The sequence below is a fragment of the Telluria sp. ZT3P25 genome (genome assembly GCF_059685895.1).
In genome coordinates this window covers 437,633-459,124 of the sequence record NZ_JCASIJ010000001.1, presented here as the reverse complement: position 1 = coordinate 459,124, position 21,492 = coordinate 437,633, and the positions used below count along the sequence as shown (strand labels likewise).

Sequence of the window (21,492 nt, the reverse complement as noted above, 5' to 3'; positions counted from 1 at the left end):
AACATGGATTCAATAAAGGACTGGTCGGGACGGTCCGCTGTCTCCCGCTTATGGCAGGGGCAGCAGGATCCTGAAATCCGTCAGTCCAGGCCGGCTTTCGCACTCGATCACACCCAGGTGTTGCTGCACAAAGGTTTGCGCCAGCGTCAGCCCGAGGCCACTTCCGCCGTCACGCCCGGATACGAGCGGATAAAAAATGCGGTCGCGGATATCGGGCGCGATGCCCGGTCCATTGTCAATGATATGCAAGTCTAATGCCAGCCCGTAGCGGACCTTGGCCAGCGTGACCTGGCGCGCCACGCGGGTGCGCAAAACGATCTCGGCGTCGCCCTGCGCAATGCGCGCGGCAACGGCCTGCGCAGCGTTGTGGGCAATGTTCAGCACCACCTGGATCAGCTGCTCCATATCGCCGCGAAACTCGGGAATCGACGCATCGTAATCGCGCCGGATCGACAGGCCCTGCGGGAATTCGGCCAGGATCAGGCTGCGCACGCGCTCGCACACCTCGTGGATATTGACGTCGCCGACGATGTGCGGCTTGCGGTGCGGCGCCAGCAGGCGATCGACCAGCGTTTGCAGGCGGTCGGCTTCCTTGATGATCACCTGCGTGTATTCCTGAAGCTCCAGCAGATGGTGCGGCGGCAGTTCGAGTTCGAGCAATTGCGCCGCGCCACGGATGCCGCCCAGCGGGTTCTTGATCTCGTGCGCCAGGTTGCGGATCAGTTCCTTGTTGGCCTGGCTCTGGTCCATCAGGCGCTCTTCGCGGTCGAGCTTCAACTGCTGCACGTTCTCGCGCAGCTCGATCAGCGCCGTGCCGTCGCCCAGCGCGCTGACGATGCTGTTCACGTGCAGCGGTTCGCGCCCGCTGCGCTGCAGCGTCAGGTCCTGGCGCAGGTCGGCGTACTGGTGCACCAGCGCCTGCGTGATCAACACGCCGATCTCGGCGCCGTTGGTAAACAGTTCGGGCAGGCGATGGCGCTGCAGCGACTTGAACGACAGCTCCATCAGGTTTTCGGCAGCGGCGTTGGCATACACCACCTCGCCATCGGGCCCGGTCATCATCACGGCCGAAGCCAGCAAGTCGAGGCCGGCGAAACGCGCCGGGTTGCCTGGGTCGTACACGGGTGGGGCCATCGGAGGCAGGGTCATCTGATATTGCCGATCTCGCGCCTGAGCGCTTCGATATTGCGTTCGCTGCGATTGATTTCGTCGCGCATGGACGCCACGCGCTCCTGGTATTTGGCGTAGTTGCGCTCATTGCCCTGGCGCTCGGGTTCGCCGTTGTTGAAGACGCGCTTGAGGTCGGTAAGCTTGCGTTCTTCGAGGCGCAGTTCATCGCCCAGGATCTCGCGCCGGTCGTCGTCGCGGGCGCGCTGCAGGACGTTGTCCACGCGCGGGAAGTTCGACTGGGCCGCGCTTGGCGCCGCCGTCGGGGCGGAATTCGACGCGGATGACCCGCCCCCACCGCCCGCCGAGCGCGGTGCAGGAATCGGGGCCGAGGCTGCCGGCGGCGCGCTGTAGCCAGTGTCGATCAGCTGGCACTTGCCCACCTTGGTGTCGGTGTACAGCGGCCGACCATTGGCATCGGTACAACGGTAGATCTGCGCGTGCGCGCTGGCGCACAGCAGCACTGAGGCAAACACGGCGGTAAAAACGGCCACACTGGCCTGAAACACACTATTTGTCATTCCCATCCCGGTTGGTCGCAAGGGCACGCTATTGTAGATGCGCCCGACTATACCCCAAGGAATATAAACCCCAAGCAACAAAAAACGCGGGGAAAGCATGGCTTTCCCCGCGTTTGTTCTACCCGCCAGGCTGGCGCGATGCACATCCGCGCCAGCCTGGATAGACCGATTACGACGAGTAGTACATGTCGAATTCGGCTGGGTGCGGGGTCATGCGCATGCGCTGGACTTCCTGCATCTTCAGTTCGATGTAGGCATCGATCATGCTGTCGCTGAACACGCCGCCACGGGTCAGGAACTCGCGGTCTTCGTTCAGGGCGTCCAGCGCTTCTTCCAGCGATGCGCACACCGTCGGGATCAGCTTGTCTTCTTCAGGCGGCAGATGGTACAGGTCTTTGGTTGCCGCTTCGCCCGGGTGGATCTTGTTCTGGATACCATCCAGACCGGCCATCATCAGTGCTGCGAAGCACAGGTAGACGTTCGCCAGTGGATCCGGGAAACGCGTCTCGATGCGGCGGCCTTTCGGGTTCGCCACGTGCGGGATGCGGATCGAGGCCGAACGGTTACGGGCCGAATACGCCAGCTTGACCGGGGCTTCGAAGCCTGGCACCAGGCGCTTGTACGAGTTGGTGCCTGGATTGGTGATCGCGTTCAGGGCGCGGGCGTGCTTGATGATGCCGCCGATGTAGAACAGGGCGGTATCCGACAGACCTGCATAGCCGTCGCCTGCGAACAGGTTCTTGCCATCTTTCCAGATCGACTGGTGCACGTGCATGCCCGAGCCGTTGTCGCCTGCCATTGGCTTTGGCATGAAGGTCGCGGTCTTGCCGTAGCTATGGGCCACGTTCCAGATCACGTATTTCATGTTCTGGGTCCAGTCGGCGCGCTCGATCAGGGTCGAGAACTTGGTGCCGATTTCATTCTGGCCGGCGCCGGCAACTTCATGGTGGTGCACTTCGACCGGAATGCCCATCGATTCGAGGATCAGGCACATTTCGGAGCGCATGTCCTGGAACGAGTCGACTGGTGGCACTGGGAAATAGCCGCCCTTCACGCCTGGACGGTGACCGCTGTTGCCGCCTTCGAATTCCTTGTCGGTCGACCACGATGCTTCTTCGGAGTCGATCTTGACGAAGCAACCCGACATGTCCAGCTTCCAGCGCACGGCGTCGAAGATGAAGAATTCCGGCTCTGGACCGAAGTAGGCGGTGTCGCCGATGCCCGACGATTTCAGGTAGGCTTCAGCGCGCTTGGCGATCGAACGCGGATCGCGGTCGTAGCCCTTGCCGTCCGATGGCTCGATGACGTCGCACTGCATGAACAGCGTGGTCTCTTCCATGAACGGGTCGATATTGGCGGTGTTTGCATCCGGAATCAGGAGCATGTCCGATGCTTCAATACCTTTCCAGCCGGCGATCGACGAACCGTCGAAGGCGTGACCGGATTCGAATTTGTCCAGGTCGAAGTGCGACACCGGGACCGTGACGTGCTGTTCCTTGCCGCGGGTATCGGCGAAGCGTAAATCAACGAATTTGACTTCGTTGTCCTTGACCATTTGCATTACATCTGCGGCGGACTTTGCCATTCGGAATCTCCTAATTGAAAAAAGGATGTCAGTCTATGCGAACCGACAACTTGCATCATGTTGAAGCACAAATTGTGCCAACTGCGTTGCGAACCGGGGTGCTAACTTCTGTGCATGACGACATGCGCAAATCGTTCTTGGGCAATGGGCTAGTTTACCCATAAAATCGCCTCGGCCGGGGGCATCCTCGAAGATTTACCTGCGTGTCGATCTGCACCAGCAAAGCGCAATTCTACGTGCTTGCACCAAATCGGCGCACAACGCTGCGCGCCAGAATGGTGCATTGCGAATGACGAACCAACAATGGGCACCACGAACATGACTAAAGAACAAATTCTCACGGCGGCGCGCCAGCGTGGCGCTGGCCAGCCCTACGCTGGTGCAGTCACGCCTCAGGAAGCCTACGACCTGCTCCAGAGCGGCGCCGACGTCAAGCTCGTCGACGTGCGCACCAACGCCGAACGCGACTGGGTGGGGCGCGTCGCGATCGACGGCGCGCAGCATCTGGCCGTGCAGTGGGCAACCTATCCCGGCGGCGCGCCCAATCCCGACTTCGTCGCGCAGCTCGAACAGGTGGCCGGCAAGGACGACGTGCTGCTGTTCCTGTGCCGCTCGGGCGTACGCTCGCGCCACAGCGCACGCGTCGCAACCGAACTGGGCTATGCAAACGCCTTCGACATCCTGGAAGGGTTCGAAGGCGATCGCGATGGCGACGGCCACCGCAAGACGATCGGCGGCTGGTGCACGGCCGGCCTGCCGTGGGTCGGCGCCTGAGCTAGTTGGCGCTGCCCGGGTTCGGCAGCACCATCAGCTCCAGCCCGGACGCCGTCCCCGGCGCGTGATACACGCGCTGGGTCGCCTTCCTGAAGTCGCCTGGCTGTGCGTCAGGAATGCGCATGAACGTTTGCGGATTCAGGTCGATCAGCGGAAACCACGAGCTCTGCACCTGCACCATGATCCGGTGGCCGCGCCGGAAGGTGTGGTTCACCTGGCCCAGTTCATACTTGATTGGCTCGACCTTGCCCGGCACGAATGGCTCGGGCTTCTCATAGCTGTTGCGGAACTTGCCGCGCAGCGGGTTGCCACGCACCAGTTGCTGGAAGCCGCCCAGGCTCACCGCGGGCGGGCCGACATCGCCGCCCCGCTCGCCTGCCGGGGTCGGGAAGCTGGCCGGGTAGACATCGATCAGCTTGACGACCCAGTCGGCATCGGTGCCGCTCGTGGACACGAACAGCCTGGGCGTGACCGGCCCGGCAACCGTCACATCCTCTTCCAGCACGGCGCTCTGGTACACCAGCACATCGGGCCGGGTGGCAGCGAAGCGCTGGTCCGACACCATGTATTCGCGCGGCACGCCCAGCGCCGGGTAACCGATGTACGGCACCGGGCGCGCCGGATCGGCCACGTATTCGTCGAAACCTGCGCCCGTGGTCGTGCTCATCGTCGCGGCCGGCTGCTGCCAGCCCAGCGTGCCATTCACGCCAAAGTACAGCGTGCGCGCCTTGGCCGGCTTGGGCGGCCAAGCGTCGTACTGGCGCCAGACATTCGTGCCCGTTTCGAACACGGTCACCGGCGCCAGCGTCTTGCCCGGCTTGACGCCCTTCAGGTGCTGCTCGAAGAACGGGAACTGGACCTCGCGCCGGAACCATTCGCTTGTTTTCGCGTCGAACTTGACGTGGCCAAGCCGGGCGCCATCGCCGCGCGCCCAGCCGCCGTGCACCCACGGGCCCACCACAAGCGCATGGTTGCCGCCCTTGTTCTGCGCTTCCAGCGCGCGGTGCACGATGAACGGGCCGGCCGCGTCTTCGGCATCGAACCAGCCGCCCACCGTCAGCACGGCCGCCTTGACGTTCTTGATGTGCGGGCCGATGGCGCGCTCTTTCCAGAAGCTGTCATAGGTATCGTGCTCGATGTTCGGCATGAACAGTTCGCGCTGCGTGGCGGTCATCGTGGCGGCGATGTTTGCCAGCGTGCGGTGCTTCAGAAAATAATCGTAGCCGTCGGCCACGCCATAATCGAATTCGCTGCCGGTCTTTGGCAGCGGAGTCGGGTTTGGCGCCGCCGTGAAGGCCGCATAAAAGTCGAAGTTGGCGGCCAGCTTGAAGGCGCCACCGTGGTATGAATCGTCGCCCATGTACAGGTCGGCAATCGGTGCCTGGGGCGAGGCGGCCTTGATCGCCGGGTGCGAATCGATCACGCTGGCAGCAGCGTAGAAGCCCGGGTAGCTGATGCCCCAGATGCCGACTTTACCGTTGTTGTTCGGGATATTCTTGAGCAGCCACGTTACCGTGTCGTGCATGTCATCGCTCTCGCGGCCCTCGCCTTTTGCCAGCTTACCCTTGCCGTGCGGCGTCATTTCCTGCCACGCACCTTCGGACATGTAGCGGCCACGTACGTCCTGGCTCACGAAGATGTAACCCGCTTCCTCGAATTCGCGCGATGGCCCCAGCGACTCGGGCAGCCAGTCCACGCCATAGCGCAGTTCGCCTTCGGCGCGTACGCCGGCGCTGTACGGGGTCCGCTGCATCAGGAACGGGTAGCTGCGCGTGCTGTCTTTCGGCACGTAGACGACCGTGAACAACTGCACGCCGTCACGCATCGGGATCCGGTACTCGTACTTGGTATAGGCTTCGCGCGTCGGGCGCTTGCCGTCCTTGACGCTGTCGGCGGCAATCGCGGCAGACGGACTAGCCAGACCAGCGGCAAGGCACAAGCCGAAAACAAGAGCGGGAAACGTGCGGCGGATCATGACGGCCTTCGAAGAGATGAGTGGGGACGCCAGTGTAATGGGATTCCCCGACCAATTCCAAAAGGCTCAGTCAACCTTATCTGTTGATGACGCCGACTGCGATGCAGAACAACTGTTCTGCGGAACTGACCCGCCCACCATCCAGGGCCCAGCGCCATCCCAGGTAATTGGGCAGGTAGCGCGATGCCACCCCGCGAAAGCCTCGTAGCCAGTCCTTGAAACGCCCGTGATACGCGTTCACGTTCTGTACGTGGATGGCGCGGCTGCCCATATGCCTGACGCGCACGCCGGCGCGCAGATTGACGGTCTCGTGCGCAATACTGTGCTTACGTGCAAAGGCCCGGTACGCGGCATGGCTGTCGCTGACCAAGAGCGCCTGCGGATCAAGTCTGGGCAGCAAATCGCGTTCGAGTTGCGCGGCCGTCAGTGCGCCACGACCAGTGACGGCATCGATGGTGCGGCCATTCCGGTCGCGCGCCACCAGGATGCAATCCAGATGCCGGGAAATGCCACGCATGGGCGCGCGTCCGCCCCGTCGGCGTGGCGGGCGGTCGAGCGTGCGTGATCCTTTTTGCGATTCGAGCAGGAATGTCTCATCGGCCTCCACGATGCCGTTGAGCGATGCAGGCCGGTCGAGCTTGACCCATTTGAGAAAGCGGTGGCGCCACCGGAATGCCGTGTTGCGGTGCACGCCGACCTGGTCTGCGCCCTTGCGCACGGACAGTGAATCGAGCAGCACCTGTGAATACGCGAGCCATTTGGCCTTGTGCCGGAGTCGTGCTAGCGGCGTGCCGCTCAGGTCGTTGAACGTGCGGCCACAAGCGCAGCAGCGAAAGCGCTGCAGGTCGTTGGCGAATCCGTGCCGATTGCAGCGTTCGTTGCCACAACTGGGGCAACAGCGCGCTGGCGCTCTGGCTTGCGCGATCAGTGCGACTACTTGGTCGAGGCCAGCTGCGGGATGCAGGGCGTCGAGCACTTGCCGGCGCTGTGGCTGATTCAGCGCTGGCAACCTGGCAAACCAGTTCTTGAAACGGGGCGCTTTCATGATCGACTCCTGACGCTGGGGACAGGCGTTGGACCATGGGACCGCTGATCAGTTCATAGCTCGGCTCTATTTAACGTTGACTGCGCCTTCCAAAAAGACATGCTCAAGCGACTGGCTGCGCCACCTGTTCTTCATGCACGCCGCGTACGCGCTCGCGCACCAGGTGGATGTGACTGCGCAGGCGGTACAGCTCGTCCGCATAGGCCAGCGGCACCGAGATATGGTTGACGCGGTCTTCCAGCCCATCCAGGCGCTGCAGTAACTCCTTGCGCACCGCGTCGGTAGCATCCGCCCCGCTCTCCTCCAGTGCCTGCTCGATCGCGCGCAGCTCACCGTACCAGCGGTACACGCGCGAGCGCACGCGCCAGACGTAAATCGGCGGCACGATCTTGGACAGCGGAATCAAGAGCGCGGTCAGCGCCACCACCACGACCCACAGCCGCTCGGCCAGGTTGGCCAGCCAGAACCGCATGTAGCGCTGCATGAAGGGCGGGCCGTCACGGTAGTAGCGCGCCGCCTCGGGCGCGACCGGAATCTCGGTGTACTTTGGCGACGGGAACTGGCCCTGCTGCTGGAACCAGCCGGCGCCGCCGTGGATCTCGGTCGCCGCCTTGACCAAGAGGCCCACGAGCGCCGGATGGATTTCTTCGCGCGCAACGAGCGTGGCGGTCGGCGCGATCAGGTGGTAATCCTGGTTCGGGATATTGCGGCCCAGATCGACGATCCCGCGCGGCAGCACCACGTGCGTCAGGAACGGCAGGCGCCGCGTATAGGCTTCGGCCTGCGAAAAATCGAACAGGCGAATCCCCGGCGTTTGCAGCAGCATCTGGATCAGCGGCGCTTCCGGCGCCGAGCTGAAGACCAGGCCGTCGATGCGCCCGGCCAGCAATTCGACGGTGGCCGGCGTGTTGGCCAGGTCGCTGATCGTCAGCGCGCCAGGCACGATATTGTTGGCGTCGAGCAGCTGGCGCACCAGGCGCGGCACGCCGGTGCCTTCCGGTCCCAGGTTGATGCGCTTGCCGCGCAGATCAGTCAGGCGCGTGACCTTCGCTTCATCGCGCACGAACAGCCACACCGGTTCGGTAAACAAGCTGCCCAGCGACACCAGGCCGCGCCGCTCGATGCTGTCGGCGCTGCCCCTCTTGTCGTCGGTCGAGCCGCTTTGCACGAACGCGACATCGGCCTGCCCGGCCAGCAACTGCTGCAGATTGTCCTGCGAGCCGAGCGTGCCGCGCAGCGTGACCTTGATATCGTCGCGCGCCAGAACGCTGGCATATTGCTTGCCAAATTGTTCGTACGCGGAATTTTCCTGGCCCGTGGCCAGCCTGAGCGTGCGCGGCGGCGCCGGGTCGACCCACCAGTAGGCGAGCACCACGGCCGCCGTCACCAGCATGATCGTCGGGCCGGTGGCCACGACCAGGTCGCGCAGCGAGACGATGCTGAAGTTCTGCAGGCGGGCGCGCAGTCCCTTGGCCGGCGCGCCCGGAAGATCCTGCTGTGGCCTCAACGCACGCACTGCCGCGGCGCGGCGGCGACCGCCTGGCCGGGCACGGGCGCAGGCGCAACCGGCGGTTCGATCATCGGCATCAGGCTCGGCGCCAGCGTGACGAGCAGCTGCACCGGCAGCGCGCTGGTGAAGTCATAGTTCTCGGACTGCGGCCCGTGCACGTACGCCGTCATGCTGCCGTAGAAGCGTTCGCCGATGTTGAACACGAACGTCGCCGACCGGTTCACGTAGCGCGACTCGATCAGGCGACCACCACGGGCATACACATCGAAGCGCTGGTCGCCGGTACCGGTCTTGCCGCCCACGGCGATGATGCTGCCGTCGGCCTGCTGGAAGGCGGTCTTGACGCGCTTGGCGGTGCCGTCCGACACGACGCCCTGGATGGCGTCAGCCACGGCGCGCGCCACTTCCGGCGACAGCACTTGCTCCTTGCCCCCGCCCTTGTTACGGCGCACGAGCGTTTCGTATGGCGTGGCCTTGGCAAAGTGCAACGAATCGATGCGCTCGATCGGTTTGCGCACGCCGCCATTGACGATGATGCCCATCATCTCGGCCAGTGCGGCCGGCCGGTCGGCTGAAGCGCCCAGTGTCGTCGCATACGACGGCACGAGCGAGTCGAACGGGTAGCCCATCTTCTTCCATTGCGCGTGGATCTTCAGGAACGCTTCGACTTCGAGCAGGCCGGCAATGCGGTTGTCCTGTGCGTGCTTGCGGTGCGTCTTGAACAGCCATTGGTAGACTTCCTGGCGCTCCTTGACACTGGCGGCCGTCACTTCGGACCAGGTCGCTTTTGGATGCGTGCGCAGATAGCTCACCAGCCACAATTCGAGCGGGTGCACCGACGCCACGTAGCCGCGGTCGGCCAGCGACATATTGCGGACGTCGTAGGTTTCGTACAGTTTCGGGATGCGATCGGGATCGATCTCGTTGCTGGCCGGGACCGAGGCATCGATGAACGCGCCGAACTGCGCCAGCGTGGCGTTCGGCACCACGGTGCGGTGGGCCGCAGCGAGCTTCGAGGCCAGCGGGCGCACGCCGGAGAACAGCAGCGTCTCGACTTCTTGCGGCGTCTTGCCCTTGTACTTGTTCCAGAACTTGGCCATGAAGACCTTGCCTTCGTTGTCGGCAAAGCGCGCCAGATAGGCGGCGCGGCGCGGATCGTCGGCGTCGGCCAGCAGTTGCGCGGACGAGCCCGGCAACTGGAACATGTAATAGCGCACGACGTCGCGCATCATGCGCACGAACACGAGGTTGGTCGAGCTGCGCAGCGCCTGGTTCACGTCCATGATGCGGCTGTCGTCGAGCTTGCTGAAGTTGCCGAACGTGTGCACGCCGCCGCCGGTAAAGAAGCGCTCGCCGGGATTGGCCGAATACTTGCGCGCCATGGCGGCGTCGAGCATCGGCTTGAGGCTGCGGTCGGCGCCGTCGGGCAGCGTCTTGAAGTACTCGAGGCCCCACAGCGACATGCGGTCTTTCGGATCGACTTCGATGCCCATCAGGCCGATCTTGTCCATCGCGCCAAAGCGCTTGTGGAGCTGGTCGACGATGTCGAGGTAGGTCACCAGCGTGCGCAGCTTGGCGGTCGAGCCCAGGTCGAGCTTGGCGCCTTCGTTGATGTCCAGCGGCTGATCGTAGTTGTCGGTCTGCACGCGCAGGTAATTAACGTGCTCGCCCCGCTCCATCAGCGTGAAGCTGTAGACCACTTGTGCCGGGTCGCCATTGCCGAGCATGCCCTTGCCGGTCAGGCCGGCTTCTTTCGCGTGTTCGGCGTCGGACAGCTTGCGCAGCGCAGCCGTGACGGCTTGCTGGGCATTGCCGTCGAGCGTCGAGACCACCGACAGATCGAGACGGTCGACGTTGTACAGGCGCGCGTCGCCGATCAGGTAGCCGACATGGTTACGCACCGCGTTGGCCGCCTTGCGCGAGACGAACGCGTCCGCTGGCGGTGGTGCCACGCCCGTGTGCAGCGCCGGTTTCAGTTTGGCGCTCAGGGCAGCGTCGCGCAGTTGCGGCGAAATCACGCCCTGCTGCGTCAGCACGCGCAGGTGGCTGTTGGTCAGGGTTTCCAGGTCGTTCTCGCCGGCGCCCAGGTAATACGCCGGGCGGCGCTGGGCAATCATCAGCGACAGCGCCTCTTTGTAGGCCATCACGGCGTCCGGGCTCGTCATCGGGCCCTTGAGCATCGCGTTGACCTTGTCGAAATCGCGGCCATACCAGACCCACATGCCGTCGCCGATGCCGTTGACTTCGCCGTAACCCGGCTTGGCCGACAGCGGCACCGTGTTCAGGTAGTCGAGCACGACCTGGCGGCGCGAACCCGTGGTGTCTTCGCCGTCCTGGTAGGCGCGCAGCGTGGCCGATGCCATCTGGATGATCTTGTCGGTCAGCGAGCCGGTGCGGCCCTCGGCCGAGTGACGGTATTTTTCGATCTGCGTTGCCAGCGTGCTGCCGCCGGCCACGCGGCCTTCGCCGCCCAGGCCAACGCTGGCCAGCGTCTTGTCGAACACGGCCTTCGAGAAGCGGTCCCATTCGACCGCCGGATTGCGGCGCGGGTGGCTCGCGTCGAGCAGTTCGCGGTTCTCGATGAACAGCAGGCTTTGCACCAGCAGCGACGGCGCGGCATCGAATTTATCGTAGTAGCGCTCGGGGAAGCGCGACGTGAACAGGGGCTGGGCGCGGCAATCGAGGATCTCGAGGCCGACCTTGGTTTTTTCGTGGTAGGTGGCGTACAGGCCGAGATCGGCCATCTTGACCATCTGCGGCGAGATGCGCGCCTGCGACGCGATCGCGTAATCGCGCGTCTGCAGGCGTTCGAGGTATTTCGGCAGGCCGGCATAGCCCAGCCGGGTGTCGTACGGGCTGGCGGCCGGGAAGCGGATCGAATCGCTTGGACCATTACCCATGCGGAACGTAAGTTCGCTGGCCATGTCGGCGAAGATTTTGGACTGCAGGCGCGAGCTGCGGGTTTCCATCACGGCCCAGGCCGCCAGGATCGCGAGCAGCAGCAAGCCGATCAGCGCCAGCCAGAGCTTCCAGCGGCTCTTGCGCGGTGCTGGCGGCGGTGATTCCGGCCCGCCGGACGGATCGCCCGGCACGCCGCTGCCATCGCCGTTGCCGGCCAGGTGCGGGAAGGCTTCGTGCAGAGGGATATCACCTGTCGAATCTGGCGTGACAGGGGACGCAGAAGCGCCCGCCGCTGTGGCGGCGATGGGCGCAGCAGTAGACGCAGAAACTGCGCCGTCCATGGTTGGTTCGCTCCGCGAGTTGGCGGCGCGCTTGCCGAAGACATTGTTTGGTCGCACGAGGCGACGGATACTTTCCATGATGGCTTAACCGGTCCGAATCAAAACGCTTGCAACCCCCGCCAACCTGCTCGCCATCTATTGCTGCTGGTCCGTTCGAGTGATTGTGGTGTCTGTTAGTTCACAAATTTCAGCAGTGCAATCCCACTCCAGATCGCCCCGTACATGGGTAATATTCCACCACATCAATAAGACACACGCGAGATACCGTTTAACAAATTGGCGTTATCGCGAATATTTTCGCAAAAAAACAACGGGTTGGCGCAATAGCATGGCCACAGGGATGCCAGGGCGTTACGACAGTTGGCGGCAACACATCAAGTGCCGTATGCACGGTCGACGCTGGTAGTTAACGCACCCGCGGGCGGGATGGTGCACAGCACACCACTGATTCAGATCGACGCATCGTCACCAGAATGTGTCATGGGCTGGCGCGTGCGCAGCTCGTCCAATGCCTGCAGACAGTAGTACTGGAACCACAGCCCGGCGAACAGGAAGAGCATGATGTACAGCCACAGCGACACGAGTGCGAGCACCGGGAACAGCACGACCGAGATCACCGCGCCGCCCATCCATGCGATTCCGGGCAGCGCGCCTGCCAGGCCCGAAGCCAGGCCGATCGCCAGCAGCGCCGGGCGGCAAGCGCGCATCAATGTCTGACGTTCGGCCCTGCTGGCGTGCGCGGCCAGCGCGTCGTAGCTCATCACGCGCGACGTGACCCAGGCCCACAGGCAGGCCTGCACCAGCCAGGCCAGTGGCGGCACCGCATACAGCGGCAGCGTGAAAAGCCACAGCAGCGCGAACACGGCCGTGCTGCCCAGATTGATGGCCAGGCTGCCGACGAACGAGCCGCCCTCCTTCTTCTCGAGCCTGGAAAAGTGGCGACTGCTTACGTGGCGCTCAATGGCCGGCATCGCGACGATGCCCATGAACAGCAGGCTCGAGGCGATCATCAGGGGCAGCAGCAACGCGATGGCCAGCAGTGGCACGACCATCACCTTGAGCATGCCCAGGCCGACCAAGCCCAGCATGCTGTTGCTGGCGTCGAAGCCGCCGTAGTCAGAAAACAGGCCATGCAGCCAGTCGAGCAGCGGCTGCAGGCCCAGCCACATCGCCACGCCCCACAGTGTGAGCGAGAGCAGCAGCGGGACCAGCGAGAGCAGCAGCATGCGGCCGCTGAACTGCGAACCCAGCGCGCGCCGCCAGGCCAGCATGACACCTTTCATCGGCGCGGTTTTCGGTATAACGGTGGCGCTGTCGGCACGCGGCATGGCGGTTCCAGATGGGATGATCAAGAGGCTATTCTACGGGACCGCGCCGGGCTGCAGCGGGGCGCACGGCAGGCCTGGACAATGGCGGTTTCCCGACCCATGCACTACAATTGTCGTTCAATCTGCATAACAAGGAAGACCATGTCCACCACCACTACCGATTCTGGCCTGCAATACGAAGAACTCGTCACCGGCACCGGCGACGAAGCCAAGGCTGGCCAGCACGTCACCGTGCACTACACCGGTTGGCTGCGCAACGACGACGGCAGCCTCGGCGCCAAGTTCGATTCCAGCAAAGACCGTGGCGATCCGTTCGAGTTCGCACTCGGCGCCGGCCAGGTCATCCGCGGCTGGGACGAAGGCGTGCAAGGCATGAAAATCGGCGGTTCGCGCCGCCTGACCATTCCTGCAGCCCTGGGCTATGGCGCGCGCGGCGCCGGCGGCGTCATTCCGCCAAACGCCACCCTGATCTTCGACGTCGACCTGCTGGCTGTCTAAGCACCGTCACCGATTTACTGCCATGCGCCGCCATCCAGGCGCGCATTGGCGGCTTGCACCGCATTTGAAGTTCCCCTCTAAAGTACGTCCCAATCCCCCGGTCGCCCCCGTCTCCTGCGCTAAGATGCCTGCCGCCTTGTCCGAGCGACAAGACTGCAACCAACCATCACAGGAGTTTCCATGAGCGTGCAAGAACAGTTCACCCAGGCCCAGCTCGATTCGAAGAATCTGTCGGAGCGTCCGGACAATATGACCTTGCTGAAGATTTACGCGCTGTACAAGCAGGGTTCGAGCGGCGACGCGACCGGCGAGCGTCCGGGCATGACCGATTTCGTGGCGCGCGCCAAGTTCGACGCCTGGGCCGGTCTGGCCGGTACGTCGCAAGAAGAAGCCCAACAGCAATACATCGATCTGATCGAAGAGCTGAAAGGCTGATTCAAAAGGGGCAATTGCTTAGGCGGCGAAGGTCTTGCGCATCTTCTCCGCCACCTTGGCCTCAATGGCCGGCGCGAAGGCGCCCATCAGGAATCCCAGGTTAATCCGCATCGCCGCCTGCTGGTCTTCCAGCGTCAATGCCCCCTCCACGCCACTGCGCTCGAAGCGCAGCACGTCGCCATCCCACTGGCATGCCAGTCCATATTCGGTCGCAATACGCTGCGCCACTTGCTCGGCCGCCGTGCGCGCTGCAGCCGGGCTCAGGTTGTGTTGCTGGACGATGCTGATTTCCGCCATCGGGACGATCCTTCCTAAATTATTGCGAACAATCCGCCATGATGCCAGTTGACGCCGTCGTATGCCAGAGCGCGCTAGAACTGATGCAGTCGTGGCGCCATTATTGACGCGTATCAACGCGTGACTGTCATGGCGGGCGACCATGAAGGCAAACGCCGTCATCACGCGAGGAGCCGTCATGGAAACCCATCCCCAACAACCGCACGAGGCGCCGCCCGACCCCGGCCCGCCTGTCGAAGCCGAACCGCTGCCGCACGCCTTCGGTGCGCGCGTGCTGATGTGGAAACAAGACCCGTCAGTAGGCGCGATCGGCACCCGCACGGCCTATCTGCCCGGCGTCGTACTGGCCGGCCCGCGCGATGCCCGCATCGCGCCTGGCGCGCCCGGTATCGCCCAAGTCGAACCGAACGCCTCGGGCGACTTCGTCACCCCGCCCGACACGCCCCAGTTCGACGCCGTGCACACCTTTGCCGTCGCGCGCCAGACCCTGACCATGTACCAGCGCGTGCTGGCCGCGGCCGGGGTCGCCATGCCGCTGCCATGGCAATGGAACAGCAGCAGCGACACCGATCCGCTGCGGCTCTTCCCGCACGGCTTGCCCGACGTCAAGAACGCGTTCTACAGCCGCAACCAGGGTTGCCTCAAGTTTGGTGACTTCACTCCCACCAGCAGCCCCGAGCGCTTGTTTACCTGCCGCTCGCTCGATATCGTCTCGCACGAGACCGCCCACGCGATACTCGACGGCATCAAGCCACGCTGGCTGCAGGCGGACGCGCCGCCCCAGACGGGCGGCCTGCACGAATCGTTTGGCGACCTCACCGCCGTATTCCTGGCCCTGGCGCAGTTCGACCAGTGTGAAGCCATCGTCGCCCAGACCAAGGCCAATCTGCACGACAAATCGTTCCTGGCCGACGTCGCCGAGCAGTTCGGGCTGGCGCTTGGCTACCGCAACGGCTTGCGCAATGCCGACAATGATCTGCGGCTGAGCCAGGCGGGCACCCAGGTGCACGCCATTTCCCAGGTCTTTACCGGCGCCATGTACGACGTGCTGGCCGATGTCTTTGCCCACGAGCGCAATCCCGAGCGCGAAGACGACGCCGCCGTGCTGCACCGGGTAGCGGCCTACCTGGGCGGCGTGCTGCTGCGCGCCCTGATTGGCGCGCCGGATGCGGCTGCCACGTTCGCCGACGTCGTCAATGGCATGCTGCTGGCGGTCGCAGGCGACGGCAAGCCCGCTGCGTACGGCGGCTTCATCCGCAACCAGTTCAGCCGGCGCGAAGTGGTCCAGACCGGCGCGTCGCCAGCTGACGCCACCGAAGACGTCTACCTGCCCGGCGCGCCGCTGGCCGCCTGCGTGTGCGATGCCCCTGGCGCCCGCCAGGACCGGCGCGCCTGCTGCGGCACCATGCAATTGCCCGAATACGACCACGCCGCCAGCCTGTCCACGTCCACGGCCACCCTGGCCGCCGACGCGTCGCTGCGCGCATCAGCATGAGCGACAGCGCACGCGCCGCCATCGGCGGCACCGAATGGCAACATCTGCTGGTACCCTTGCGCCAGCCTGCCTGACGCCGCAGCCGTGCACGCACCGCACGCCCGTGTGGTACCGCTCGTCATTTGCTTATGTCCATTGTGTATATAAGCGAGTTTGTGAGAAAACCCGAATTGCCCTAAAATACAGTGCTTTGTCTTGTCCGGCCGGCCCTCGTGCGCCCGGCAATGCGACACCCCACCAACTGATAGGACTGTTATGACCCACGTTGTCACCGAATCGTGCATCAGCTGTCGTTACACCGACTGCGTCGATGTATGCCCGGTAGATTGTTTCCGGGAAGGCCCGAATTTCCTCGCCATCGATCCCGACGAGTGCATCGACTGCGCCGTGTGCGTCGCCGAGTGCCCCGTGAATGCAATCTTTGCCGAAGAAGACGTGCCCGGCGATCAACAGCAGTTCATCAAGATCAATGCCGATCTGTCGCGCTTCTGGCCGTCGATTACCAAGACGAAGGCCGCCCTGCCAGAGGCCGACAAGTGGAAAGACGTCACGGACAAGCTCGACCAACTGGTTCGCTGATCGGGCGGTCAGGTCGCCGTCGCGCCGGCTGTTGTGCGCCGGCGCCGGTCCCGGGGGCGTTACGCACGGCGGCTCCGGTCGCCCTCGCCTCACCATTCAAACATCACAGGATTTAAGCGCATGACTATCAGTGCCACCCACGAAGCGGGCAGCATCGCTCCCAACAGTTCGTTCGCCGGCGCCATCGAGACCGATGCCGTCATCATCGGCGCCGGTCCGGTCGGCCTGTTCCAGGTCTTCGAACTGGGCCTGCTCGAAATCAAGGCCCACGTCATCGATTCGCTGCCAGCCGTCGGCGGTCAATGCGTGGAACTGTACCCGGACAAGCCGATCTATGACATTCCGGCCGTGCCGGTGTGCACCGGCCAGGAACTGACCGACAACCTGCTCAAGCAGATCGAGCCGTTCGAGCCAACGTTCCACCTGGGCCAGGAAGTCACCGGCGTGCAGCGCCGTGAAGACAACCGGTTCAATGTCGAGACATCGACCGGTACCCAGTTCATCACCAAGACCATCTTCATCGCTGCCGGCGTCGGTTCGTTCCAGGCGCGCACGATCAAGGTCGATGCGATCGACAAGTTCGAAAACGAACAGCTGTTCTACCGTGTCAAGGACCCGGCACGTTTCGATGGCAAGAACATCGTCATCTGCGGCGGCGGCGACTCGGCACTCGACTGGGCACTGAACTTCGTCGGCAAGGCAGAGTCCGTGGTGCTGGTGCACCGCCGTGACGACTTCCGCGCGGCCCCAAGCTCGGTGGCCAAGATGAAGGCACTGTGCGACGAATACGAAATGCAACTGATCACCGGCCAGGTCACCGGCTTCGATGAAAAAGACGGCCAGCTGACCGAAGTAAAAGTCACCGGCGCCGACGGCGTCACCCGCCGCGTCCCGCTGGACATGCTGCTGGTGTTCTTCGGCCTGTCGCCAAAACTGGGCCCGATCGCCGAGTGGGGCCTGGACATCGAGCGCAAGCAGCTGAAGGTGGTCGATACCGAAAAGTTCGAAACGAATGTCCCGGGCATCTTCGCCGTCGGCGACATCAACACCTATCCGGGCAAGAAAAAGCTGATCCTGTCGGGCTTCCACGAAGCCGCGCTGGCCGCGTTCGGCGCCGCGCCGTACATCTTCCCGGACAAGAAGATCCACATGCAGTACACGACCACGTCGCCAAAACTGCACAAGATCCTCGGTGTCGAGACGCCAGTCTTCGACTAAACAGCCGGTCACCGTCGTTCAGTAACACCGCAACGACAACGTCCCGTTAAAACGCCCCGCATCGCGGGGCGTTTTGTTTTATGTGGGATGCCCAACGAAGCGCGCACGGGTAAATATGCTACAAGTGCTCCAATGCTTCAGCGTCAGGTCAGCCAAGGTTTCCACAAGCCAAAAGCAAATCCCCTATAATCGTTGAAGCTTCAACGCAAATCTTTTGCGGCGCGCACAGTCAACAGAAGGATTTATTTATGCTTTACCAATTGCACGAAATGCAACGCTCCTTTCTGACCCCATTGATGCAATGGGCTGAGGCGTCGTCGAAGATGTTTTCCAATCCTGTTTCGCCCTTCGCACATACCCCGTTTTCGCAGCGGATCGCCGCTGGATACGAGCTGATGTACCGCCTGGGCAAGGAATACCAGAAGCCGGCATTCGGCTTGAAGACCACCACGATCAAGGGTGAAGAAGTCGGCATCGTCGAAGAGATCGTTCTCGAAAAGCCGTTCTGCAGCCTGCTGCACTTCAAGAAAAATTTGCCGGACGCCGGCATCGCCGCCCTGGCCCAGCCGACCGTGCTGCTCGTCGCACCGCTGTCCGGCCACCATGCCACGCTGCTGCGTGACACGGTCAAGGCGCTGCTGGTCGACCATGACGTGTTCATCACCGACTGGACCGACGCGCGCATGGTGCCACTGTCCGAAGGCCCGTTCCACCTCGACAATTACATCTTCTACATCCAGGACTTCATCCGTCACCTGGGTCCGGACGTGCACGTGATTTCCGTGTGCCAGCCAACCGTGCCGGTGCTGGCCGCGATCGCGCTGATGGCAAGCGAAAAAGACGCCAAACTGCCGAAGACGATGACGATGATGGGCGGCCCGATCGATCCGCGCAAATCGCCCACCGCCGTCAATGACCTGGCCGTCGAAAAGCCGTTCTCGTGGTTCGAGAACACCGTGATCTATTCGGTGCCGGGCAATTACCCGGGCTTTGGCCGCAAGGTCTACCCGGGCTTCCTGCAGCACGCTGGCTTCATCGCGATGAACCCTGGCCGCCACGCCAAGAGCCACCGCGAGTTCTATCAGCACCTGGTGCAGGGCGACGACGATTCGGCCGAATCGCACCGCCAGTTCTACGACGAATACAACGCCGTGCTCGACATGCCGGCCGAGTACTACCTGGACACGATCAAGACCGTGTTCCAGGACTTCAGCCTGCCAAAAGGCACGTGGAACGTCGGCGGCAATCTGGTGCGCCCGCAGGACATCAAAACGGTGGCATTGCTCACCGTCGAAGGCGAGCTGGACGATATTTCGGGCATCGGTCAGACCAGCGCTGCGCACGATCTGTGCAGTGGCGTGCCGGCAGAGAAAAAACAGGCGTTCGTCGTCGAGAAAGCTGGCCACTACGGCATCTTCTCGGGCCGCCGCTGGCGCGAGATCGTGTGTCCGAAGATCACGCAATTCATCCGCGACAATAAATAAGCGATCGCTGAATGAACAATGCCATGGCAAGCGCCATGGCATTTTTTTTGTGGTCTAGATACGCTCAGCGTCCCAGGACCACCTGCTCGACCCGGCCGGTCGCGATGGCCACGAGCGCGAAGCTGCGATCGGCCTGCACCCACTGGTGCCCACGTGGCGGCTTGGTCAGGCGCAGCTTGCGCCAGTCCTCGACCACGTACTGGACCGCCTGGTAGCGCGCCGGCAAGCGCTCGCCACGGCGCAATTCGCCGCTGGATTCCACGCTGCGATACAGCGACGGCAACGCCAGTGCCACCTCGGTATGCTCGGGCTGCGGAGTAACATGGCTGTCTTTGGCGTTGCGCGCTTGCAGGTTGTCTCCTGCAGAGAAAATGGCAGCAAACAGCAACGGGGCGATCAGTTCGTTCATGTCAGTCCTCGTCGGTGGGTCGGTTTATAGTACAGCAGGTTTTGGCCCACACCTCTGTTCGATTGACCACGCACGTGATCCACCCGTTTCCATGCCATGCTGGCGCGCCGGGTTTCACCGCAGCGCCCGGCATTTTGGCGGATAATGTCGGCTTTACCAGATCCGACACACCGTGACCAAACCCCTCGCCGACCGGCTCGAAGACCTGCTGCCGCAGACCCAGTGCACCAAGTGCGGCTATCCTGCGTGCCGGCCATATGCAGAAGCGATCGCCAGCGGCGAAGCCGACATCAACCAGTGCCCGCCCGGCGGCATGGAAGGCGTGCGCCGCCTGGCCGCTGCCACGGGCCGCGCTGTCATCCCGATCAATCCGGCCAATGGCCTCGAGCGGCCGCGCCCGGTAGCCTTCATCGACGAGGCACTGTGCATCGGTTGCACGCTGTGCATCCAGGCGTGTCCCGTCGATGCGATCCTGGGCGCAGCCAAGCAGATGCATACGATTCTGCCGAGCCTGTGCACCGGCTGCGACCTGTGCGTGGCGCCCTGCCCGGTGGATTGCATCGCGATGGTACCGGTCACGGGCGAGCGCACCGGCTGGGATGCCTGGACTCAAACGGCCGCCGACGCGGCGCGCAGCCGCCACGACTTCCGCGAAGCGCGTCTGCGCCGCGAGCGCGACGAGAACGACGCGCGCCTGGCCGCCAAGGCCGTGCAAAAACTGCGGGAAGTCACGGCCGAAGCCACCAATACCCCTGAAGAGCTGGCGGAAAAAGAGCGAAAGCGCGCGATCATCGCCGCCGCCATGGAACGCGCGCGCCTGAAAGCCGCCGGCAACACCGACCCCACCTGACCTGCATGAATTCCGCCAAACGCTACGAAATTTTTACGCGCTTTCGCGCCGCCAACCCGACGCCCACCACCGAGCTGGAATTTTCGACCCCGTTCGAGCTATTGATTGCCGTGCTGCTGTCGGCCCAGTCGACCGACGTCGGCGTGAACAAGGCCATGCGCCGTTTGTTCCCGGTGGCGAACACGCCGCAGGCGATCCTCGACCTGGGCATCGATGAGCTCAAGACCTATATCGCGACCATTGGCCTGTACAACACGAAGGCCAAGAACGTGATTGCGACCTGCCAGATCCTGGTAGAGCAGCATGGTGGTGAAGTGCCGCCCGTGCGTGAAGCGCTCGAAGCGCTGCCGGGCGTCGGGCGCAAGACGGCGAATGTCGTGCTCAACACAGCCTTTGGCGAACCGACGATGGCCGTCGACACGCACATCTTCCGCGTCTCGAATCGCACCAGGATCGCGCCGGGCAAGAACGTCGACATCGTCGAACAGAAGCTGCTGAAGTTCGTGCCGAAGGAATTCCTGCATGACGCCCATCACTGGCTGATCCTGCACGGGCGCTACACCTGCGTAGCGCGCAAGCCGAAATGCTGGAATTGCCTGATTGCCGACCTGTGTGAGTTCAAGGACAAGACACCGGCACCGAGCGGCGTACTCGAGCCGGCTGCTGTCGCGGCAGCCGAGGCAGCCATACCTGCAGCCACTTAAATCCGCGTCTCGCCGGTCGCGAACGAGGCGCGCACGATGCGCCCGTCCACCACTTCGTAGACGCACAGCATCTCGACCGTACCCTGCCCTTCCGGAAAATTGCGCGTCACGATCTCGAGGTCGGTGACGAAACTGCCCAGCACCGTGCGCGACAGCAGCCGTGCATGCAGGTCCGGCTCCAGGAAACGCTGTGCGTAGCGCGGCCGGATCTGGTCGTGGCCACGGGCCAGCAGGTCGCCGTGCAGCGCGAACTGCGCCGCATCCGGCGCGTAGGTGCGCATCAGCGCATCAAGGTCTTTGGCGTTGTAGGCGTCAAGCTGCGCCTGGACCACGGCGGAAGGGGAAAGTGGCGTCATTGAAGTGGGGATCGGCATGT

The 21,492-nt window shown here is 63.4% G+C and carries 20 protein-coding genes; 9 read left to right on the top strand and 11 right to left on the bottom strand.

Annotated elements, in window-relative coordinates; genetic code table 11:
- Positions 1-48: 48 nt before the first annotated feature.
- The 3 genes from glnL to glnA all read right to left on the bottom strand — a co-directional run bounded on the left by glnL (position 49) and on the right by glnA (position 3,273).
- A complete protein-coding gene (gene glnL, locus AC56LY_RS02095; protein WP_499576136.1) occupies positions 49-1,149 on the bottom strand; it encodes a nitrogen regulation protein NR(II) in 1,101 nt (366 codons plus the stop codon).
- On the bottom strand, positions 1,146-1,688 hold the full coding sequence (locus AC56LY_RS02090; RefSeq protein ID WP_499576132.1) for a DUF4124 domain-containing protein: 543 nt from the start codon (positions 1,686-1,688) through the stop codon (positions 1,146-1,148). Before AC56LY_RS02090 ends, glnL begins: the two co-directional genes overlap by 4 nt.
- 169 nt (positions 1,689-1,857) lie before the next feature.
- On the bottom strand, positions 1,858-3,273 hold the full coding sequence (gene glnA, locus AC56LY_RS02085; RefSeq protein ID WP_499576129.1) for a type I glutamate--ammonia ligase: 1,416 nt from the start codon (positions 3,271-3,273) through the stop codon (positions 1,858-1,860).
- A 318-nt stretch (positions 3,274-3,591) separates the two neighbouring features.
- Here glnA and AC56LY_RS02080 point away from each other — a divergent pair, with 318 nt between their 5' ends.
- The gene (locus AC56LY_RS02080) at positions 3,592-4,047 is read left to right on the top strand and encodes a rhodanese-like domain-containing protein (RefSeq protein ID WP_499576127.1); all 456 of its coding nucleotides are present in this window, start codon (positions 3,592-3,594) and stop codon (positions 4,045-4,047) included.
- A 1-nt stretch (position 4,048) separates the two neighbouring features.
- Here the strand turns inward: AC56LY_RS02080 and AC56LY_RS02075 are convergent, their stop codons facing one another.
- From AC56LY_RS02075 to AC56LY_RS02055, 5 genes are all read right to left on the bottom strand, one after another.
- A complete protein-coding gene (locus tag AC56LY_RS02075; protein ID WP_499576124.1) occupies positions 4,049-6,022 on the bottom strand; it encodes a CocE/NonD family hydrolase in 1,974 nt (657 codons plus the stop codon).
- Between the two features lie 76 nt (positions 6,023-6,098).
- Entirely contained in the window at positions 6,099-7,067 is a 969-nt protein-coding gene (locus AC56LY_RS02070; RefSeq protein ID WP_499576122.1) for an IS1595 family transposase, read from the bottom strand.
- Positions 7,068-7,170: 103 nt separating this feature from the next.
- The gene (locus AC56LY_RS02065; RefSeq protein ID WP_499576120.1) at positions 7,171-8,574 is read right to left on the bottom strand and encodes a TAXI family TRAP transporter solute-binding subunit; all 1,404 of its coding nucleotides are present in this window, start codon (positions 8,572-8,574) and stop codon (positions 7,171-7,173) included.
- A complete protein-coding gene (locus AC56LY_RS02060; protein WP_499576118.1) occupies positions 8,571-11,897 on the bottom strand; it encodes a transglycosylase domain-containing protein in 3,327 nt (1,108 codons plus the stop codon). The genes AC56LY_RS02065 and AC56LY_RS02060 overlap by 4 nt, the downstream gene beginning before the upstream one ends.
- Before the next feature lie 371 nt (positions 11,898-12,268).
- Positions 12,269-13,147: an EI24 domain-containing protein gene (locus AC56LY_RS02055; protein WP_499576117.1), complete on the bottom strand. Its 879-nt coding sequence runs from the start codon at positions 13,145-13,147 to the stop codon at positions 12,269-12,271.
- A 141-nt stretch (positions 13,148-13,288) separates the two neighbouring features.
- Here AC56LY_RS02055 and AC56LY_RS02050 point away from each other — a divergent pair, with 141 nt between their 5' ends.
- The gene (locus tag AC56LY_RS02050; protein ID WP_343024632.1) at positions 13,289-13,645 is read left to right on the top strand and encodes an FKBP-type peptidyl-prolyl cis-trans isomerase; all 357 of its coding nucleotides are present in this window, start codon (positions 13,289-13,291) and stop codon (positions 13,643-13,645) included.
- Between the two features lie 180 nt (positions 13,646-13,825).
- The gene (locus tag AC56LY_RS02045) at positions 13,826-14,080 is read left to right on the top strand and encodes an acyl-CoA-binding protein (RefSeq protein WP_183549378.1); all 255 of its coding nucleotides are present in this window, start codon (positions 13,826-13,828) and stop codon (positions 14,078-14,080) included.
- Between the two features lie 18 nt (positions 14,081-14,098).
- On the opposite strand, the gene AC56LY_RS02040 is transcribed toward AC56LY_RS02045, so the two are convergent.
- Positions 14,099-14,377 (bottom strand): polyhydroxyalkanoic acid system family protein, encoded by a 279-nt coding sequence (locus AC56LY_RS02040; protein WP_499576115.1) that lies wholly within the window; start codon positions 14,375-14,377, stop codon positions 14,099-14,101.
- Between the two features lie 178 nt (positions 14,378-14,555).
- Here AC56LY_RS02040 and AC56LY_RS02035 point away from each other — a divergent pair, with 178 nt between their 5' ends.
- The 4 genes from AC56LY_RS02035 (at position 14,556) to AC56LY_RS02020 (ending at position 19,153) form a co-directional block, all read left to right on the top strand.
- On the top strand, positions 14,556-15,872 hold the full coding sequence (locus tag AC56LY_RS02035; protein WP_499576113.1) for a hypothetical protein: 1,317 nt from the start codon (positions 14,556-14,558) through the stop codon (positions 15,870-15,872).
- Between the two features lie 255 nt (positions 15,873-16,127).
- Positions 16,128-16,451 carry a ferredoxin FdxA gene (fdxA, locus tag AC56LY_RS02030; protein WP_183549368.1) on the top strand — a complete coding sequence of 108 codons (324 nt, stop codon included), beginning with the start codon at positions 16,128-16,130 and terminating at the stop codon, positions 16,449-16,451.
- A gap of 120 nt (positions 16,452-16,571) precedes the next feature.
- Entirely contained in the window at positions 16,572-17,669 is a 1,098-nt protein-coding gene (locus AC56LY_RS02025) for an NAD(P)/FAD-dependent oxidoreductase (RefSeq protein WP_499576112.1), read from the top strand.
- A 248-nt stretch (positions 17,670-17,917) separates the two neighbouring features.
- Positions 17,918-19,153, top strand: a complete 1,236-nt coding sequence (locus tag AC56LY_RS02020; RefSeq protein ID WP_499576110.1) for a polyhydroxyalkanoate depolymerase — start codon at positions 17,918-17,920, stop codon at positions 19,151-19,153.
- Between the two features lie 64 nt (positions 19,154-19,217).
- On the opposite strand, the gene AC56LY_RS02015 is transcribed toward AC56LY_RS02020, so the two are convergent.
- Positions 19,218-19,562, bottom strand: a complete 345-nt coding sequence (locus tag AC56LY_RS02015) for an RcnB family protein (protein WP_499576107.1) — start codon at positions 19,560-19,562, stop codon at positions 19,218-19,220.
- Positions 19,563-19,734: 172 nt separating this feature from the next.
- Between AC56LY_RS02015 and rsxB the strand changes: the two genes are divergently transcribed.
- Complete coding sequence (gene rsxB / locus AC56LY_RS02010; RefSeq protein WP_499576103.1) at positions 19,735-20,412, top strand: electron transport complex subunit RsxB; 678 nt, start codon at positions 19,735-19,737, stop codon at positions 20,410-20,412.
- A 5-nt stretch (positions 20,413-20,417) separates the two neighbouring features.
- Complete coding sequence (gene nth, locus AC56LY_RS02005) at positions 20,418-21,116, top strand: endonuclease III (protein WP_499576101.1); 699 nt, start codon at positions 20,418-20,420, stop codon at positions 21,114-21,116.
- Here nth and AC56LY_RS02000 read toward each other — a convergent pair.
- Positions 21,113-21,490 (bottom strand): nuclear transport factor 2 family protein, encoded by a 378-nt coding sequence (locus tag AC56LY_RS02000; RefSeq protein ID WP_499576099.1) that lies wholly within the window; start codon positions 21,488-21,490, stop codon positions 21,113-21,115. The two genes, nth and AC56LY_RS02000, sit on opposite strands and share 4 nt — an antisense overlap.
- Between the last annotated feature and the right edge of the window lie 2 nt (positions 21,491-21,492).

Bases quoted from the DNA above. Each gene is read 5' to 3' on its own strand.
- AC56LY_RS02020 (WP_499576110.1), top strand. From the start codon at position 17,918: ATGCTTTACCAATTGCACGAAATGCAACGCTCCTTTCTGACCCCATTG.
- glnA (WP_499576129.1), bottom strand. From the start codon at position 3,273: ATGGCAAAGTCCGCCGCAGATGTAATGCAAATGGTCAAGGACAACGAA.
- AC56LY_RS02070 (WP_499576122.1), bottom strand. From the start codon at position 7,067: ATGAAAGCGCCCCGTTTCAAGAACTGGTTTGCCAGGTTGCCAGCGCTG.
- AC56LY_RS02050 (WP_343024632.1), top strand. From the start codon at position 13,289: ATGTCCACCACCACTACCGATTCTGGCCTGCAATACGAAGAACTCGTC.
- AC56LY_RS02080 (WP_499576127.1), top strand. From the start codon at position 3,592: ATGACTAAAGAACAAATTCTCACGGCGGCGCGCCAGCGTGGCGCTGGC.
- AC56LY_RS02035 (WP_499576113.1), top strand. From the start codon at position 14,556: ATGGAAACCCATCCCCAACAACCGCACGAGGCGCCGCCCGACCCCGGC.
- AC56LY_RS02045 (WP_183549378.1), top strand. From the start codon at position 13,826: ATGAGCGTGCAAGAACAGTTCACCCAGGCCCAGCTCGATTCGAAGAAT.
- nth (WP_499576101.1), top strand. From the start codon at position 20,418: ATGAATTCCGCCAAACGCTACGAAATTTTTACGCGCTTTCGCGCCGCC.
- glnL (WP_499576136.1), bottom strand. From the start codon at position 1,149: ATGACCCTGCCTCCGATGGCCCCACCCGTGTACGACCCAGGCAACCCG.
- AC56LY_RS02025 (WP_499576112.1), top strand. From the start codon at position 16,572: ATGACTATCAGTGCCACCCACGAAGCGGGCAGCATCGCTCCCAACAGT.
- AC56LY_RS02040 (WP_499576115.1), bottom strand. From the start codon at position 14,377: ATGGCGGAAATCAGCATCGTCCAGCAACACAACCTGAGCCCGGCTGCA.
- AC56LY_RS02055 (WP_499576117.1), bottom strand. From the start codon at position 13,147: ATGCCGCGTGCCGACAGCGCCACCGTTATACCGAAAACCGCGCCGATG.
- AC56LY_RS02000 (WP_499576099.1), bottom strand. From the start codon at position 21,490: ATGCCGATCCCCACTTCAATGACGCCACTTTCCCCTTCCGCCGTGGTC.
- AC56LY_RS02015 (WP_499576107.1), bottom strand. From the start codon at position 19,562: ATGAACGAACTGATCGCCCCGTTGCTGTTTGCTGCCATTTTCTCTGCA.
- AC56LY_RS02090 (WP_499576132.1), bottom strand. From the start codon at position 1,688: ATGACAAATAGTGTGTTTCAGGCCAGTGTGGCCGTTTTTACCGCCGTG.
- fdxA (WP_183549368.1), top strand. From the start codon at position 16,128: ATGACCCACGTTGTCACCGAATCGTGCATCAGCTGTCGTTACACCGAC.
- AC56LY_RS02060 (WP_499576118.1), bottom strand. From the start codon at position 11,897: ATGGAAAGTATCCGTCGCCTCGTGCGACCAAACAATGTCTTCGGCAAG.
- AC56LY_RS02075 (WP_499576124.1), bottom strand. From the start codon at position 6,022: ATGATCCGCCGCACGTTTCCCGCTCTTGTTTTCGGCTTGTGCCTTGCC.